This window comes from Streptomyces sp. NBRC 110611 (genome assembly GCF_001590865.1).
Lineage (GTDB): Bacteria > Actinomycetota > Actinomycetes > Streptomycetales > Streptomycetaceae > Streptomyces.
In genome coordinates this window covers 166,204-183,572 of sequence record NZ_BBUY01000001.1, presented here as the reverse complement: position 1 = coordinate 183,572, position 17,369 = coordinate 166,204, and the positions used below count along the sequence as shown (strand labels likewise).

13 protein-coding genes are annotated in these 17,369 nt (G+C 71.8%); 7 read left to right on the top strand and 6 right to left on the bottom strand.

Translation table 11 applies throughout. The features are described 5' to 3' along the window. Positions 1–5 precede the first annotated feature (5 nt). Positions 6–2,975, bottom strand: coding sequence for an FAD-binding and (Fe-S)-binding domain-containing protein (locus AZE13_RS00810; protein ID WP_079123565.1), 2,970 nt, complete (start codon positions 2,973–2,975; stop codon positions 6–8). Positions 2,976–3,162: 187 nt separating this feature from the next. On the opposite strand from AZE13_RS00810, the gene AZE13_RS00805 reads away from it, so the two are divergent. Together AZE13_RS00805 and serC are read left to right on the top strand one after the other, a co-directional pair. Beyond that, the gene (locus tag AZE13_RS00805) at positions 3,163–4,146 is read left to right on the top strand and encodes a helix-turn-helix transcriptional regulator (protein ID WP_066925470.1); all 984 of its coding nucleotides are present in this window, start codon (positions 3,163–3,165) and stop codon (positions 4,144–4,146) included. A 101-nt stretch (positions 4,147–4,247) separates the two neighbouring features. Next, entirely contained in the window at positions 4,248–5,366 is a 1,119-nt protein-coding gene (serC, locus tag AZE13_RS00800; RefSeq protein WP_066925467.1) for a phosphoserine transaminase, read from the top strand. 67 nt (positions 5,367–5,433) lie between these two features. Here the strand turns inward: serC and AZE13_RS00795 are convergent, their stop codons facing one another. Beyond that, positions 5,434–6,528, bottom strand: coding sequence for a hypothetical protein (locus AZE13_RS00795; RefSeq protein WP_066925464.1), 1,095 nt, complete (start codon positions 6,526–6,528; stop codon positions 5,434–5,436). 225 nt (positions 6,529–6,753) lie between these two features. Here AZE13_RS00795 and AZE13_RS00790 point away from each other — a divergent pair, with 225 nt between their 5' ends. Together AZE13_RS00790 and AZE13_RS00785 are read left to right on the top strand one after the other, a co-directional pair. Continuing rightward, complete coding sequence (locus AZE13_RS00790) at positions 6,754–8,361, top strand: alpha/beta hydrolase (protein ID WP_079123564.1); 1,608 nt, start codon at positions 6,754–6,756, stop codon at positions 8,359–8,361. A gap of 56 nt (positions 8,362–8,417) precedes the next feature. Next, positions 8,418–9,416, top strand: a complete 999-nt coding sequence (locus AZE13_RS00785; RefSeq protein WP_066925461.1) for an aldo/keto reductase — start codon at positions 8,418–8,420, stop codon at positions 9,414–9,416. A 182-nt stretch (positions 9,417–9,598) separates the two neighbouring features. On the opposite strand, the gene thpR is transcribed toward AZE13_RS00785, so the two are convergent. The 3 genes from thpR to AZE13_RS00770 all read right to left on the bottom strand — a co-directional run bounded on the left by thpR (position 9,599) and on the right by AZE13_RS00770 (position 12,163). Beyond that, positions 9,599–10,195: an RNA 2',3'-cyclic phosphodiesterase gene (thpR, locus tag AZE13_RS00780; protein ID WP_066925457.1), complete on the bottom strand. Its 597-nt coding sequence runs from the start codon at positions 10,193–10,195 to the stop codon at positions 9,599–9,601. A gap of 71 nt (positions 10,196–10,266) precedes the next feature. Then, a complete protein-coding gene (locus AZE13_RS00775) occupies positions 10,267–11,670 on the bottom strand; it encodes an MFS transporter (RefSeq protein WP_066925454.1) in 1,404 nt (467 codons plus the stop codon). A gap of 28 nt (positions 11,671–11,698) precedes the next feature. Then, the gene (locus tag AZE13_RS00770; protein WP_066925451.1) at positions 11,699–12,163 is read right to left on the bottom strand and encodes a MarR family winged helix-turn-helix transcriptional regulator; all 465 of its coding nucleotides are present in this window, start codon (positions 12,161–12,163) and stop codon (positions 11,699–11,701) included. A gap of 186 nt (positions 12,164–12,349) precedes the next feature. Between AZE13_RS00770 and AZE13_RS00765 the strand changes: the two genes are divergently transcribed. Continuing rightward, entirely contained in the window at positions 12,350–12,541 is a 192-nt protein-coding gene (locus AZE13_RS00765; RefSeq protein ID WP_066927032.1) for a ribbon-helix-helix protein, CopG family, read from the top strand. A gap of 163 nt (positions 12,542–12,704) precedes the next feature. Here the strand turns inward: AZE13_RS00765 and AZE13_RS00760 are convergent, their stop codons facing one another. Then, positions 12,705–14,174 carry an NCS2 family permease gene (locus AZE13_RS00760; protein WP_066925448.1) on the bottom strand — a complete coding sequence of 490 codons (1,470 nt, stop codon included), beginning with the start codon at positions 14,172–14,174 and terminating at the stop codon, positions 12,705–12,707. A 282-nt stretch (positions 14,175–14,456) separates the two neighbouring features. Here AZE13_RS00760 and AZE13_RS00755 point away from each other — a divergent pair, with 282 nt between their 5' ends. Beyond that, positions 14,457–14,717: a DUF2530 domain-containing protein gene (locus AZE13_RS00755; RefSeq protein ID WP_066925443.1), complete on the top strand. Its 261-nt coding sequence runs from the start codon at positions 14,457–14,459 to the stop codon at positions 14,715–14,717. A 170-nt stretch (positions 14,718–14,887) separates the two neighbouring features. Beyond that, positions 14,888–17,356, top strand: a complete 2,469-nt coding sequence (locus AZE13_RS00750; RefSeq protein ID WP_066925440.1) for an HAD-IC family P-type ATPase — start codon at positions 14,888–14,890, stop codon at positions 17,354–17,356. The last annotated feature ends 13 nt before the right edge of the window (positions 17,357–17,369 follow it).

Here is a 17,369-nt window from a genome sequence, read left to right as displayed (position 1 = left end):
CCGCCTCAGCGCTTCGTCAGCGCCTCCGCCAGGACCTCGGCCAGATGGCGTCCCGGGCGGTCTCCCAGTTGGGAGAGTTGTGTGCGGCAGGAGAAGCCGTCGGCCAGGATCTCCGCTTCCGGGGCCGAGGCCCGTACGGCGGGCAGGAGTTGGTCCTCGGCGCAGGCGACGGAGACGTCGTAGTGGCCGCGTTCGAAGCCGAAGTTGCCGGCGAGGCCGCAGCAGCCGCCGCTCAGCTCGCCGGTGAGGCCGGCGCGTTCGCGGAGGCGGCGGTCGGCGGCGTCGCCGAGGACCGCATGCTGGTGGCAGTGGGTCTGCCCGGCGATGGAGCGGTTGACGCGTGGGGGCTGCCAGTCGGGGGCGAACTCCTCCAGTGCTTGGGCGAAGGTCCGTACGGAGGCCGCCAGCCGGGACGCGCGCGGGTCGTCGGAGAGGAGTTCCGGGAGGTCGGTGCGGAGGGTGGCGGCGCAGCTGGGTTCGAGGACGACGAGCGGGCGGCCGGCGCGTACGAGACGAGCGAGGGCTTCGAGGGTGCGGCGCATCGTGGCGCGGGCGTGGCCGAGCTGGCCGGTGGAGACGTAGGTCAGGCCGCAGCAGAGGGGACGCCGGGCACGTACCCGTGGCCTTCCGCTGCGCAGGGGTGGGGCGGTCGGGGGGAGGAGCGGGCGCAGGCCCGCCGCCTCCAGGACCCGTACGGCGGCGCGGCCGACCTCCGGGGAGAGGTAGTTGGTGAATGTGTCGGGCCAGAGGAGCACGGTGGTGCCGCCGGAAGCCGAGGGGCGGGGACGCCGCCGCCACCAGTGGGTGAAGGGGTCGGCGGCCAGCGTCGGAAGGGGCCGCTCGGGGGCGATGCCGGCGAGGCGTTTGGCGACGGCGGCCAGGGGCGTACGGGCGAGGGCGTTGAGGGCGGGGGCGACGGGGGCGGCGGCGTGCAGCCATCGCGGGAGGCGGCCCATGGAGTAGTGCGTGACGGGGCGCGGCCGGCCCGCGTAGTGGTGGTGGAGGAATTCCGCCTTGTACGTGGCCATGTCGACGCCGACCGGGCAGTCGCTGCGGCAGCCCTTGCAGGAGAGGCAGAGGTCGAGGGCGTCACGCACTTCGGGTGAGCGCCAGCCGTCGGTGACCACCTCCCCGGCGAGCATCTCGTGCAGCAGGTGGGCCCGGCCGCGGGTGGAGTGCTGTTCCTCGCCCGTGGCGCGGTAGGACGGGCACATGACGTCGGCCGAGGCCGGACTCAGCGCTTCGGTACGGCATTTGGCGACGCCCACGCAGCGGCGTACGGCGGCGGAGAAGTCGCCGTTGTCGTGCGGGTAGCCGAAGGCGACCGGGACGGGGCGGTCGGGGAGCGGCGCGAAACGGAGGTTGTCGTCGAGGCGGGCGGGGCGGACGAGCATGCCGGGGTTGAGGCCGCCGGCCGGGTCCCAGAGGTCCTTGAAGCGGCCGAACAGGCCGACCAGTTCCGGGCCGTACATCGTGGGGAGGAGTTCGGCGCGGGCCTGGCCGTCGCCGTGTTCGCCGGAGAGCGAGCCGCCATGGGAGACCACCAACTCCGCGAGGTCGGTGGAGAATTGGCGGAAGCGGCGGATTCCGGGGGGCGTCAGCAGGTCGAAGTCGATGCGGACGTGGACGCAGCCGTCACCGAAGTGGCCGTAGGGGGTGCCGCGCAGGCCGTGCTGGGCCAGCAGGGCGCGGAAGTCCCGCAGGTACGCGCCGAGCCGGGCCGGCGGTACGGCGCAGTCCTCCCAGCCGGGCCAGGCCTCCCCGCCATCGGGCAGCCGGGTGGCCGTGCCGGAGGCGTCCTCGCGGATCCGCCACAGGGCGCGCCGGCCGGCCGGGTCGGTGACGACCGTGTGGGCGGTGGCGCCGTCCGCGACCGCCGCCCGGCAGAGCGTCCCGGCGCGGGCGGCCGCCTCGCCGGGGCTCGCGCCGCCCATCTCCACGAACAGCCAGGCGCCGCCCTCGGGCAGGCCGGCCGCGCCGCCCACCAGGTCGGCCGCCATCCCCTCGACCGTCATCGGGCGATGCGGGAGGAGGGTGTGGGCCGCCTCGGCGGCGGCGCTCTCGTCGGGGTAGCCGAGGACGGCGAGCACCCGGGCGGCCGGGGTCTCCACCAGCCGTACGGTCGCCTCGGTGAGCACCCCGAGGGTGCCCTCGCTGCCGGTGAGGGCACGGGCGAGGTCGGTGCCCGCCTCCGGGAGCAGCGCGTCCAGGGCGTACCCGGAGATCCGGCGGGGAAGGTCCTGCGGATAGCCCGTGCGCAGCACCGCCAACTCCCTGTCGACCAGGGCCTTTACGCTGTCGCGGAGGCGTGGCGGGAGGCCGGCCGGCACGCCGTCGGCATCGGTGCCGCGGGCGGCGCGTACCTGCTCGCCGCCGTACGTCAGCAGCCGCAGTTCGTGAACGTTGTCGGCGGTGGTGCCCCACGCCACCGAGTGCGAGCCGCAGGAGTTGTTGCCGATCATGCCGCCGAGGGTGCAGCGGCTGTGGGTGGAGGGGTCGGGGCCGAAGGTGAGGGCGTGCGGCGCGGCGGCGGCGCGCAGCTCGTCGAGCACCACTCCGGGCTGGACGACGGCCGTACGGGCCTCGGGGTCCAGGGACACGATCCGCCGCATGTGCCGGGTGAAGTCCAGCACCACGCCGGTGCCGGTGGCCTGCCCGGCGATGCTGGTCCCGCCGCCTCGGGGCACGACCGGTACGCCGTGTTCCCGGCACACCCGGAGTGCCGACGCGACGTCCTCGGCGTCCCGCGGGGCGACCACCGCCCGGGGTACCCGCCGGTAGTTGGACGCGTCCATGGTCATCAGCGCCCGGTCGGCCGCGGCGAACGAGACCTCGCCTCGTACCGCGGCCGTCAGCTCCTTCGCCAGGCCCGGGTCGATATCCGCACCGGTGTCCGGGCCGGTGTCCGGGCCGACGTCCTGGTTCCGCTGCTTCTGTCGCTTCCCCCGCCGGTTCGTCTCGGTGTGATCAGCCATGTACCCAGCCTGCCCGTGGGGGCCGGGTCATCCTGCCCATTGGTGGACGGATTTCCCGCGCGAGCCGAGCGGGAGACCCTCTGGCGATCACGGGAGGACCCTCCGGCGATATCGGAGGACCCTCCGGCGATCACGAGAGGACCCTCCGGCGATAAATCGACAACGGCCGTCACATATAAAGCGGGGTGTGAAGTCGGACCGTCTGCTCTCGATCCTGCTGCTCCTCCAGACCCGCGGCCGGGTGCCGGCCGGCGAGCTCGCCCAACGGCTGGAGGTCTCCACCCGCACCGTCTACCGCGACATCGAATCGCTGTCGGCGGCCGGCGTGCCCGTCTACGCCGAGCGCGGCCGGCACGGCGGGATCGCCCTGCTGCCCGGCTTCCGTACGGACATGACCGGCCTGACCACCGACGAGGCCCGCGCCCTGTTCGTACTGGCCGCGCAGGGCGCGCACACCGCGCTGGGCCTGGACGACGCGCTCGGCTCCGCCCTGCGCAAGGTGATGGCCGCGCTGCCCGCACCGCACCGCCCGGCCGCGGAACTGACCGGCCGCCGCATCCTGGTCGACCCCGACCGGTGGCTGAGCGGCCCCCGCGCCGAGGCGGACCTGGACGCACTGCACACCGCCGTCTTCACCGACCACCGGCTCCGGATCCGGTACCGCCACAGCGGCGAGACCCGGCTGCGGACGTACACGGTCGACCCGTACGGGCTGGTGGCCAAGGCCGGTACCTGGTACCTCGTCGCCGACCGGCGCGGCCGGCCCCAGCTCTTCCGCGCCGACCGGGTGGCGTCCGCGACGCTGACCGACGCCCCGGTACGGCGCCGCCCGGGCGTGGAGCTCACCGACGTCTGGCAGCAGCTGCGCCGCCAGGTCGAGGAGCGGCCCGCGGGGGTACGGGTCGTCGCCCGGATCCGGCGGGAGCGGCTGGATCTGGCCGTGCGGATCCTGGGCGGAGCGCTGACCGGGCCGCCCCGTACCGGCGGTGCGGAGGACGCTGACGACGGCTGGGCGGTCGTCGAACTGGCCTATCCGGTCGTCAACGCCGTCCGCCAGCTGCTCCAGTTCGGCGATTCCCTCGAGGTACTGGACCCGCCCGAAGCCCGCCGGGTCATCGCCGACGCCGCCGCCGCGATCACCGCCGTCTACGCGGCAGATACCCGGCCATAAGCCCCAGCACGCCAGGAACCGTCTGTCCGCCGTACGACCCACCGTCATCTCACCCGCCGGACGCACCGCCGCCCCGCATCACCACGGTTTAGGCTGCCCCCGTGGCTGATATCCAGATCCCCGCTGACATCAAGCCCGCCGACGGACGCTTCGGCGCGGGCCCCTCCAAGGTGCGAACGGAGGCGCTCGACGCCCTCGCCGCCACCGGTACCTCCCTGCTCGGTACGTCCCACCGCCAGGCCCCGGTCAAGAACCTGGTCGGCAAGGTGCAGGACGGCGTCCGCGAGCTCTTCCAGCTCCCCGAGGGCTACGAGGTCGTCCTCGGCAACGGCGGCTCCACCGCGTTCTGGGACATCGGCACGCACGGTCTGATCGCGCGCAAGTCGCAGCACCTCTCCTTCGGCGAGTTCTCCTCGAAGTTCGCCAAGGCCGCCAAGCTGGCCCCGTGGCTGGACGAGCCCAGCGTCATCTCCGCCGACCCGGGCACCCACCCCGCCCCGCAGGCCGAGGAGGGCGTGGACGTCTACGCCTTCACCCACAACGAGACCTCCACCGGTGTCGCCATGCCCATCAAGCGCGTGGCCGGTGCCGACGAGGGCGCTCTGGTTCTGGTGGACGCCACGTCGGGCGCGGGCGGCCTGCCCGTGGACATCGCGGAGACCGACGTCTACTACTTCGCCCCGCAGAAGTCGTTCGCCTCCGACGGCGGGCTGTGGATCGGCGTCTTCTCCCCCGCCGCGATCGAGCGCGCCGAGCGTATCCACGCCTCCGGCCGCCACATCCCCGAGTTCTTCTCGCTCCCCACCGCGATCGACAACTCCCGCAAGAACCAGACGTACAACACCCCGGCGCTCGCCACCCTCTTCCTGCTCAACGAGCAGCTGGAGTGGCTCAACGGCCAGGGCGGTCTGGACTGGGCGGTGCGCCGCACCGCGACCTCCGCGCGCACCCTCTACGGCTGGGCCGAGGACTCCAAGTACGCCACCCCGTTCGTCACCGACCCGGCCAAGCGCTCGCAGGTCATCGGCACGATCGACTTCAACGACGACATCGACGCCGCCGCCGTCGCCAAGACCCTGCGCGCCAACGGCATCGTCGACACCGAGCCGTACCGCAAGCTCGGCCGCAACCAGCTCCGCATCGCGATGTTCCCGGCCGTCGAGCCGTCGGACGTCGAGGCCCTGACGTCCTGCATCGACTACGTCATCGGCCAGCTGTAGCAGGGGACTTGGCGTCACGTGCCGCGACGTGTGCGGCACGTGACACCAAGGCGTCGCCTGTCCCGGGTCAGGAACGCCGACGCAACAGCCGCCGTACGGCCACGACCAGCGCCGTCGCCAGCGCGAGGACCATCGCGCCCTTCACGAAGCTGGGGTTCAGATCCGCCCCCTCGCCGCCTGAACTCCCCTCGCCGCCGGGCTTCCCGGCGTCACCGCCGCCGTTCCCCTGCTCGCCGTTCCCCGGGGCTCCGCCCTCCCCCGCCGACTCCGGCAGCTGGTCGCCGCTCAGGCCGACCGGTGTGACGTGGCTGTCGCGCCCCTCGGAGCCGTACATCAGCGTGCGGCCGTCCGGGGTGAAGGAGACCGATTCGCCCTGCCGCTGAATCGGGACGCCGACGCTGCCGAGGTCCTCGGGGCCGGGGTGGCCGCCGCCCTGCCAGCGGTAGAGCCGGGCACCGAAGTAGCTGCGCAGCACCAGCCGGGTGCCGTCCGGGGAGAACGCGCCGTCGGTCACCCACAGGTCGGCCGGGGCGACCTTGCGGAAGGTGTTCGTACCGGTGGCGCTGAGCCGCGCGGGCCCCTCGTACAGCGCCCCGCTGCCGTCCTGCTTCTTGCTGGCGATATAGACCCGGCCGGTCCTGGGATGCACCATGAGCGCCTCGGCGTCGCGTGGGCCGTCCGCGTACGTCACGGTGTACTGGGTGGCGGTGACGGTGGCATCGCGCAGCTCCCGGGGCTCGGGGAAGCGGTAGATCCATACGTGGTCCCATGTGCCGCCGAGGTTGTCGCCGATGTCGCCGACGTAGACGGCGCCGTCCGGGCCGACGGAGATCCCCTCCACGTCGCGCGGCGTGCCGATGCCGCGCAGGGTGATCCGGGCGACCGTGCGGCCGGTCCGGCTGTCGACGGCGTAGACGTACGGGCCGTCATCGCTGTCGTTGTGGGTCCAGTAGATACCGGGGTGCGTGCGGCTGGCGGCCAGGCCGCTGGATTCGGTGATGCGCGGGTCGCTGATCGTGAAGCCGTCCGGCTCGTCGGCGGCAGCGGCCGGTACGGCGCCATCAGCGGCCGGTACAGCAACCGCCGGCACGGCGGCGGCCGGTACGGTTCCGGCCACCCAGAGGATCCCCGCGGCCCCGGCCGCGCACAGAAGCGAACGCATGGGCACAGACTGCCATCCCCGGGGCGGCGGCGGGCGTCGTCCCCAGGAGCGCCCTCCTGTGGGGGTGGCACTGGTGCCACCGGAGAAGTGGCACCAGCGTGATGGATCACGAGCGGCAGGGCGCGGAGCATCGATTCCGTACGCGTACGCGCCGTACGCGCAGCACGTAGGGCACGCGCGGCGCGTACGGACGCCCCTCCCTCTTCTCCTCGTCAGGAGCACACAGTGCCGAAGTCCCGAAAACCACGGTGGACGCTGCCCGCCCTCTCAAGCGCGCTGGTGGCCGCGGTCGCCGCCACCGTCCTCCCGGCTCCGGCGCCGGCGGTCGCGGCGCAGCACCGGGCAGCGGCGCCCCCGATACCCGCCCGGTACACGGCCCAGCGGCTCGACTGGCAGCCGTGCAGCACAGCGAGCGGTGCGCTGCTGGAGTGCGCGCGGATGACCGTGCCGCGGAACTGGCACCGTCCGGGCGCAGGAAGGGACCTCACCCTCTCCGTGTCCCGGCACCGGGCGACGGACCCCGCGCGGCGACGCGGGGTGCTGATGATGGCGGCCGGCGGACCGGGCGGCCAGGGGCTGGAGCGGCCGGCGGGCTTCGTGGCGAAGTCGCCGGCGGTGGCTGCCGCATACGACGTGGTGAGCTTCGACCAGCGCGGAGTCGGGAAGAGCACGCAGGTGAGCTGCCAGAGCGACGAGGAGTTCCGGGAGTTCTTCCGCTCCGACGGTGACTTACGCGACCGTTCCCCCGCCGCGATCCGCGGGGTCCTGCACCGGGCCCGGCAGCTGGCGGAGGGGTGCGCGCGCCGCTCCGGGGACCTGGCGCGGTACATCACCACCGATCAGACGGTGCGCGACATGGACCTTTTCCGCTCGCTGCTGGGACAGCGGAAGGTCTCCTACTACGGGCCGTCCTACGCGACGATGATCGGCGCGTACTACGCCACGGAGTTCCCGCAGCGCGTCGAGCGCGTCGTACTGGACAGCAACATCGGATTCGACGGCACATGGGAGGAGTTCGAGAAGGGGCAGCCGCTGAGCTTCCAGCGCCGGTTCGAGCAGGACTTCCTGCCCTGGCTCGCCGCCCACGACTCCGTCTACCACTACGGCCGTACCGCCGCCGAAGCGAAGGCGACCTGGGAGGCCCGGCGCGCCGCCCTGCGCGAGCACCCGTTGGATCTGCCCGCCGGCTCCCCGGCACCGGACGGTTCACGTTCGCTGCGTCTCGGGCCCAACGCCTTCGACAGCGGTGCCATCCAGGCCATCTACAAGGCCCGGGGCTTCCCCGTGCTGGCGGCGGCGCTCACCGCCCTGGAGCACTGGGACACCGCGACGCGCGAGGAGCGGGCGCTCGTCGCGAAGCTGTACGGCAGCTACCTCAGCCCCGGCTTCCTCGCCGAGTTCGCGTCGGTGACCTGCGGCGACACACCCTGGACCGGCGACACCGGGTACTGGGTCGCCCGGAGCGCCGAGGACACCGCCCGATACCCGCTGCTGGGCGCGCGCTCCCTCGCCTTCGCCGCGACCTGCGCGGCCTGGCCGTCACCCCCGGCCCCCCGTGTGCGCGTCACCGGCAAAGGCCTGCCCCCCGTCCTCATGCTCAACTCGCGGCACGATCCCGCCACGTACTACGAAGCCGCGGTACGGGCACACCGGGCGCTGCGCGGCTCGCGTCTGGTGACCGTCGACGGTGGCGATCACGGCCAGTACCTGAACGGAAACGGGTGCGTCGACCGGATCGTCGACACCTATCTCCTCACCGGCTCCGTCCCCGCACGCGACACGTCCTGCCCGGCCGCCCCGGCACCCGCACCGCTCCCCGCCGCACACCCGTGACGCGGCCGCGTGCCGTACTTGCTTCGAGCTCACTCGAAGGCGTTGGCTGGCCCACCATGAAGTACACGCAGCTCGGGCGCACCGGACTCAAGGTCAGCCGACTCGTCCTCGGGACGATGAACTTCGGGCCTCAGACGGACGAGGCCGACAGCCACGGCATCATGGACGCGGCGCAGCTGGCCGGTATCAACTTCTTCGACACCGCCAACGTCTACGGATGGGGCGCCGACAAGGGCCGGACGGAAGAGATCATCGGCTCGTGGTTCGCCAAGGGCGGCGGGCGGCGGGACAAGACCGTGCTGGCCACCAAGGTGTACGCCAACATGGCGCCGGACGGCGACCGGGTCTGGCCGAACCACGACAAGCTCTCCGCCCTCAACATCCGGCGGTCGGTGGACGCCAGCCTCCGGCGGCTGGGGACCGACCACATCGACGTGTACCAGTTCCACCACGTCGACCGGGACACCCCCTGGGACGAGATCTGGCAGGCCATGGACGTCCTCGTCCAGCAGGGCAAGATCCTCTACGCGGGGTCCTCCAACCACGCGGGCTGGCACCTCGCCCAGGCCAACGAGACCGCCCGGCGCCGGGGTTCGTACGGCCTGGTCAGCGAGCAGTGCCTGTACAACCTGGCCGAGCGGCGCGCCGAGATGGAGGTCATCCCGGCCGCCCGGAGCTACGGCCTGGGTGTCATCCCCTGGTCCCCGCTGCACGGCGGGCTGCTCGGCGGCGCGATCCGGAAGGAGCGCGAGGGCGGCGCGGCCCGTACGGTCTCCGGCCGCTCGGCCGACTCGCTCGCCAACTCCGCGATCCGCGGCCGGGTCCAGTCCTACGAGGACCTGCTCGACCGGCACGGCCTGGAGCCGGGCGAGGTCGCGCTGGCCTGGCTGCTGACCCGTCCCGGTGTCACCGGCCCGATCGTCGGCCCGCGCACGGCCGACCAGCTCGCCTCCGCGCTGCGCGCCGTCGAGCTGGAGCTGCCGGACGAGCTGCTCGCCTCGCTCGATGAGATCTTCCCCGGTCCGGGACCGTCGCCGGAGGCGTTCGCCTGGTGAGGCGGGGCGCCCGGCGGTGAGCCGGACGGTAAGCCGGGCGGTGAGCCGTACGGCGGCGGCGCTCAGCGCAGTGCCGCCGCCACGATCACGACAATGAGCAGCACGGCGAACAGGCCGGACATGATCCGGTTACGGGTTTTCGGGTCCACCCCACGAGCGTAACCGGGGTGGGCCCGAACGTTTCACCGGCCAGGCCCGTTCACCGGCCGAGTGGCGCCGAGTGGCCAGGAGGCGATCTCCTCGTAGTGCGGCTGGGCGCCGGCCACCCCACCGACGGGTGGGTGGCTCCGCATCAGGGAGAGCCTCCCCACCGTCCACGGCGAGCCCGCGAAGTCCTTGAGGGCGGTCGCGTACGGGGCGAGGTGCACGGTGGGGACGCGGTTCCGGGCGAGGGTGAGGTGGGGGGCGTACGGGCGGTGCTCGTCCGCCATGGCGATGCCGGCCCGGCGGGCGGCGGCTGCCGCGGAGTCGGCGAGCCCGCGCATGGCGGGCCGGTCGCCGTCGGCTCCGGCCCACACCACTCGGTCGGAGAAGCGGCCGCCGCCGGCGATCCGCAGCTCGTACGGGTCGCGCCGGCGGGCCGCACGCGCCAGACGCTCCTGGAGGTCGGGAAGGGTCTCCGCGGCGACCTCGCCGTAGAAGGCGAGGGTGAAGTGCCAGCCGTCCCGCCCGGTCCAGCGCAGCCGGTCAGCGGCCGGGAGCCGCTTCAGCAGTGCCACCTCGGCGGCCAGCTCGTGCAGCGCGGGGGCGGGAGGCAGGACGGCGGCGAAGAGTCTCATGGGCCAGGCGTACGCCGCCCGCCCCCGGTCGTCAATTCCCCCCGGCCCCCGTACGGCTGAGCCCCATACGCCTAAGCCACCGGAGCCAGCTCCCGCTCCTCCGGTGGGGTCGCGTCCGGGATCCTCGGGACGAACGCCACATGCCGATGCCCCCGACGCAGGTCGATCTTGAGGCGGAGTCCGCCCACCCGGGCGAGGATCAGGCCGACGAGGGCCGCGGCGGCCAGGGAGATCACACCGCCGGTGAGGAAGCCGATACGGGCGCCGAACGCGTCGGTGACCCAGCCGACGAGCGGGGCGCCCAGCGGGGTGCCGCCCATGAAGACCATCATGAACAGGCTCATCACCCGGCCGCGCATCGCCGGGTCGGTGGCCATCTGGACGCTGGAGTTGGAGGTGACGTTGATCGTCAGGCCGACCAGTCCGATGGGGGTGAGGAGCGCCGCGAAGACCCAGAAGGAGGGGGCCAGGGCGGCGGTGATCTCCAGCAGTCCGAAGAGCAGCCCCGCACCGACCACCAGCCGCAGCCGGGAGCTGGCCCGGCGGGCCGCGAGCAGCGCGCCGATCAGGGAGCCGGCCGCCATCAGGCCGTTGAACAGGGCGTACGTGCCGGCGCCCGCATGGAAGACGTGGTAGACGAACGCGGTCAGCCAGATCGGGAAGTTGAAGCCGAAGGTGCCGATGAAGCCGACCAGGACGATGGGCCAGATGAGGTCGGGGCGCCCGGCGACGTAACGGAGCCCCTCGCGGAGCTGGCCCTTGCTGCGCGGGACCCGGTCGGCCTTGTGGAGTTCGGCCGTACGCATCATCAGCAGGCCGGCGACCGGCGCGGTGAAGGACAGGCCGTTGAGGAGGAAGGCCCAGCCGCTGCCGAAGGCGGTGATCAGGACGCCGGCCACGGCCGGTCCGATGAGCCGCGCGGACTGGAAGTTGGCGGAGTTGAGGCTGACCGCGTTGCGCAGCTCGTCCTGGCCGACCATCTCGGAGACGAACGCCTGCCGGGCGGGGTTGTCGACGACGGTGACCAGGCCGAGGAGGAAGGCGACCAGGTAGACGTGCCAGATCTGCACCTGGCCGGTGAGGGTGAGGACGGCGAGGGCGAGGCCGGTGAGGCCCATGGCGGACTGGGTGAGCAGCAGCAGGGTGCGCTTGGGGAAGCGGTCGGTGAGGACACCGCCGTAGAGGCCGAGCAGCAGCATCGGCAGGAACTGCAGCGCGGTGGTGATGCCGACCGCCGCGGACGAGCCGGTGAGGCTCAGCACCAGCCAGTCCTGGGCGATGCGCTGCATCCAGGTGCCGGTGTTGGAGACCACCTGGCCGGTCGCGAAGAGGCGGTAGTTGCGTATGCGGAGGGAGCTGAACATGCCCCCGCGGCGCGGTGGGGCGGCGGGACCGGCAGTGGGGCCTGCGGCCCGGCCCGTGTCGTGGTGGGTGTTCGGTGCGGGGGCGGAGTCTGCTCCGGGTCCCGTACTCAAAGTGGGTTCGCCTCCTCGGGCTTGCGGTCTACAGCTGGGCGAGCTTCTCCAGTACTGGAGCGGCGGCCCGCAGCTTCGCCCACTCGTCCTCGTCCAGTCCGGAGACCAGCTCGGCGAGCCAGGCGTTGCGCTTGCGGCGGCTCTCTTCGAGCATCGCCTCGGCCTGTTCGGTCTGGGTGACGACCTTCTGGCGGCGGTCGTCCGGGTGCGGTTCGAGCCGGACCAGTCCCTTGGCCTCCAGCATGGCCACGATCCGGGTCATCGACGGCGGCTGCACATGCTCCTTGCGGGCCAGCTCACCGGGGGTGGCGCTGCCGCAGCGGGCCAGAGTGCCGAGCACCGACATCTCGGTGGGGCTCAGCGATTCGTCCACGCGCTGGTGCTTGAGACGGCGGGACAGGCGCATCACGGCGGACCGCAGCGCGCTCACCGCGGCCGCGTCGTCCGGGGTGCCCTGCCGGCCGTCGGGCTGGGGGCGGGACAGTTCCGACATGGTATTTAGCATAGCTCATTAGCCTTTCTAAGAAAAGCGGGAAGCCGCGGCAGGCCGGCATGGCAGACCGGCGCCCGGAGTCAGCCTTGGCGCCCGGCAGGAGGCATACGTCCGGGGTCACCCTTATGAGTGAGGACGCGGTCGAACGTGACACACCTGACCGCACGGGAGCGGGACCGTGTCCGTATGGCGTCGCACGTGCTCAGCCTGCGAGTGGACGGGGAGCTGCTGGAGCGCATCCGGCAGCACGCGGCAAAACGCGGAATGAGCGTCCAGGACTATGTCGTCCGGACGCTCATCCGCGAGGATTTCGACGAGCGCTTCCAGTCGTCGGTCGACGAGACGAAGCGACTCGGCATCTGGGGCCCAGCCGGCTGACCCCTCACCCCTCACCCCTCCCGCTCCCCCTCCACCCCTCCACTACCCCCTGCCGGAAACTAATCACTCTCCGTATTCATTGCCGTAATGGAAGAGGAAGCGGCGAGGCAGGAGAGCAAGGCAGGAACAGGAGGGCGGGAACAGGGGGGGGCGGGCCAGTGGGCTACTTCACCCCGAGCGCCTGCTCGATCGGGTGGAGCAGGAAGTAGACGAGGAAGCAGAGGCCGACGACGTTCAGCAGCCAGGGGATCTGCCGGAAGCGGCCGGCAGCGGCGCGCAGCAGGATGTAGGCGAGGACGCCGATGCCGATGCCGTTGGTGATGCTGTAGGTGAAGGGCATCGAGATGATCGTCAGGAACGCCGGGATGCCGACGGTGAAGTCGCCCCAGTCGATGTCCTTGACGTTGGCGGCCATGATCAGGAAGCCGACGACCAGCAGCGCGGGCGTGGCGGCCTGCGAGGGGACGACCGTCGCCAGCGGGGTGAAGATCAGCGCGAGCAGGAAGAGCCCGCCGGTCACCAGATTCGCCAGGCCGGTACGGGCGCCCTCACCGACACCCGCCGTGGACTCCACGAAGCAGGTGTTGGCGGAGGCGGAGCCGAAGCCGCCGCCGGCGACCGCGATGCCGTCGGCCATCAGGATCCGGCCCATGCCCGGCAGGTTGCCGTTCTTGTCCGTCAGCCCGGCCTCCTCGCCGACGCCGATGATGGTGCCCATCGCGTCGAAGAAGCCGGAGAGCAGCACGGTGAAGACGAAGAGGCAGCCGGTCAGGACGCCGACTTCCTTGAACCCGCCGAAGAGGCTGATATGGCCGATCAGGCCGAAGTCCGGGGCGCCGACGATCTTCTCCGGGACGTTGGGGACCGCCAGGCCCCAGGCCGCGTCCGGGGTGTCGGTGACGGCGTTCACGATGATCGCGACCACGGCCATGGTGACCATGCCGATCAGGATCGCGCCCTTGGTCTTCCGCACGATCAGCACGAACATCAGCGCCAGGCCGATGGCGAAGACCAGCACCGGCCACCCCTTGAGCTGTCCCCCCTCGCCCAGCCCCAACGGAACGGTGGTGTGCGCGGAATCCGGATTACGGCTGACGAAACCCGCGTCCACCAGGCCGATCAGCGAGATGAACATGCCGATACCGATGGCGATGGCGCGCCGCAGCCCGTTCGGGATCGCGTCCATCACCCGCTGCCGCAGGCCCGAGGCGACCAGGACCATCAGCACCAGACCGGCGAGTACGACCATGCCCATCGCATCCGGCCAGCTCATCTTGGGGGCGAGCTGCAGGGACACCACGGCGTTGATGCCGAGCCCGGCGGCGACGGCGATCGGGACGTTGCCCATGACGCCCATGAGGATCGTGGTCAGACCGGCCATCAGCGCGGTGGCGGTGACCAGCTGGCCGTTGTCGAGATGGTGACCGTACTTGTCGACACCAGAACCGAGGATGATCGGGTTCAGCACGATGATGTACGCCATCGCGAAGAACGTCGCCAGGCCGCCGCGCAGCTCGCGGCTTACCGTCGACCCCCGCTCGGAGATCTTGAAGAAACGGTCGAAGCCGTTCCGGGGTGGCTTCGGAGCCGGGTTCTCAAGGGTGTCGACCGGCTTGGTGGCCGAGGGGGACATGCGGGACCTCAGTCGTACGGGCCTGGGCAGGCACAGAAGGTGGGCCAAAAAGGGAGCGAATTGGATGAACAGACGATCCAACCCGGTCAGATCCAGAAAGGTTCAGTATGAATAAACAATGCAGTGATCGCTATCTCCGCGCGTAGACCCTTGCGGCACACGGGCCGCAGGGCCACGCCCCCGTCCCCGCAGGCCGGTCCCCCGCCCCCGTAGCCCGCCCCGTAATGCTCTCCGTGACCCGCCCCGTGAGCCGAGCACCACCCGCCCCGTAAGCTGAGCGCCATGTGGAAGAAGTCCGAACTGCGTGAGGCCCCGGCCCCTCTGGAGGGCCCTGTCGTCGGCACGATCACCGGCGGCACCATCATCTGGTTCGTCCTCTTCCTCGGCCAGCTCCCCTTCTACGGCTGGTTCGCCGACCACGGCCACACCTGGTGGGTCTGGACCTGCCTGGCCGGCGGCGCCCTGGGATTGCTGGGCATCTGGTACGTCCGCAAGCGCGATGCCGCGATCAAGCGCGCAGCGGCGGCCGGTGACAACTCCTGACCGCTGCGACAACTCCTGACCGCTGCGACAACTCCTGACTGCTGCGGCCGCTCCCGGACCGATACCGGCCGCCCCCCGGACCGATACCGGCCGGACCGATACCGGCGCTGATACAGCCCGCGAGACCGCTCAACGGGTGAGCAGCGCATTCCGCCCGTAACGTCGAGAGCATGACGGAACGGGCACAGCCCCCCACTGCCGCTCCTCAGCACCCGCCGCCGGTCAACCCCGGCCTGACCGCCGCCCAGGTCGCCGAGCGCGTGGCCAGGGGCGAGGTCAACGACGTCCCGGTGCGCTCCTCCCGCTCCACCGTCGACATCATCCGCGCCAACGTCTTCACCCGTTTCAACGCGATCATCGGCTTCCTCTTCGCGATCATCCTGGTCATCGGGCCCCTCCAGGACGGTCTCTTCGGGTTCGTCATCGTCGCCAACACCGGCATCGGCATCATCCAGGAGCTGCGTGCCAAGAAGACCCTGGACAACCTCGCCGTCATCGGCGAGGCCAGGCCCACCGTCCGGCGCGACGGCGTCGCCGCCGAGATCCCCACCTCCGAGGTCGTCCTCGACGACCTCATCGAACTCGGGCCGGGCGACAAGGTCGTCGTCGACGGCGAGGTGCTGGAGAGCGACAGCCTGGAGATCGATGAATCACTGCTGACCGGCGAGGCCGACCCGGTCGTCAAGAAGCCCGGTGATCCGGTGATGTCCGGCAGCTTCGTCGTCGCCGGCGGCGGCGCCTTCACCACGACCAAGGTCGGCCGGGAGGCGTACGCGGCCCAGCTCGCCGAGGAGGCCAGCCGCTTCACCCTGGTCCACTCCGAGCTGCGGACCGGCATCAGCCAGATCCTCAAGTACGTGACCTGGATGATGGTCCCGACCGCGATCGGCCTGATCGCCAGCCATCTGCTGACCCTCGGGCTGCCGGGCGACGAGGCGATCCGCCGGATGGTCGCCGGCATCGTGCCGATGATCCCGGAGGGGCTGGTCCTCCTGACCTCTGTGGCCTTCGCCATCGGCGTCATCCGCCTCGGCCGCCGGCAGTGCCTCGTCCAGGAGCTCCCCGCCATCGAGGGCCTCGCCCGGGTGGACGTGGTCTGCCTGGACAAAACCGGCACGCTCACCGAGGGCGGTATGGACGTCAGCGCGCTACGGTCCCTGAGCGAGCCCCCGGGCGAGCCCCCGGGCGAGCCCCCGAGCGACGGGAGTCCCCCGACCGAGCGCCACGGCACCGCGACCGAGAGCCGCGACGAGGCCTACATCAAGCAGGTCCTCGGCGCCCTCGGCGACGCCGACCCCCGCCCCAACGCCTCCCTCCAGGCGATCATCGACGCCTACCCCGCCGACGGCGGCTGGCAGTGCACCCGGTCGCTCCCCTTCTCCTCCGCCCGCAAATACAGCGGCGCCTGCCTCACCGGCCCTGACGGCGAGCGCACGACCTGGCTGCTCGGCGCGCCCGACGTCCTGCTTCCGCCCGGCGACCACCGCCTCACCGACGTCGACGACCTCAACGCCCAGGGCCTGCGCGTACTTCTCCTCGCACGCACCGCACAGGAACTGGACGCCCCCGAGATCACCCGGGACGCACACCCCACCGCCCTGATCGTCCTGGAACAGCGCCTGCGCCCCGACGCCCCGGACACCCTGCGCTACTTCGCCGACCAGGGTGTGCACACGAAGGTCATCTCCGGCGACAACGCGGTATCGGTCGGCGCGGTGGCGGCCAAACTGGGCCTGCCCGGCGCCGAGTCCCCCGTCGACGCGCGCACCCTCCCCACCGACCGCGACGCGATGGCCGCCACTCTCGACGAGGGTGCGGTCTTCGGCCGCGTCACCCCTCAGCAGAAGCGGGACATGGTCGCCGCCCTCCAGTCGCGCGGCCATACCGTCGCGATGACCGGTGACGGTGTCAACGACGTCCTCGCGCTCAAGGACGCCGACATCGGCGTCGCCATGGGCTCCGGCTCCGAGGCCACCCGCGCCGTCGCCCAGATCGTCCTCCTCGACAACAGCTTCGCCAGCCTCCCCTCGGTGGTCGCCGAGGGCCGCCGCGTCATCGGCAACATCACCCGCGTGGCCACCCTCTTCCTCACCAAGACCGTCTACTCCGTCCTCCTCGCCCTCCTGGTCGCCTGCTGGCAGATCCCGTACCCCTACCTCCCCCGCCACCTCACCCTGCTCTCCACCCTCACCATCGGCGTCCCGGCGTTCTTCCTCGCCCTCGCCCCGAACAAGGAACGCGCCCGCCCGCACTTCGTCCGCCGGGTGATGCGCTACGCCCTGCCCTCCGGCCTCATCACCGGCCTCGCCGCGTTCGGCACGTACTTCCTCGCGCGCTACCACTACACCGGCCCGGACGCCCTCTCCGCCGAGACCAGCGCCGCCACCCTGACCCTCTTCCTCGCTGCGATCTGGGTGCTGGCGATCATCGCCCGCCCCTACACCTGGTGGCGGGTCGCCCTGGTCCTGGCGATGGCCCTCGGCTTCCTCGTCGTCCTTGTCACGCCCTGGCTGCAGGACTTCTTCGACCTGCGCCTGGTCGGTACGACGATGCCCTGGGCGGCGGTGGCGATCGCCGCCGTGGCCGCACTCCTCCTGGAAATCACCTGGCACTGGATCTCCCGCCGCTTCCCTGCCTGAGCCGCTTCCCGGT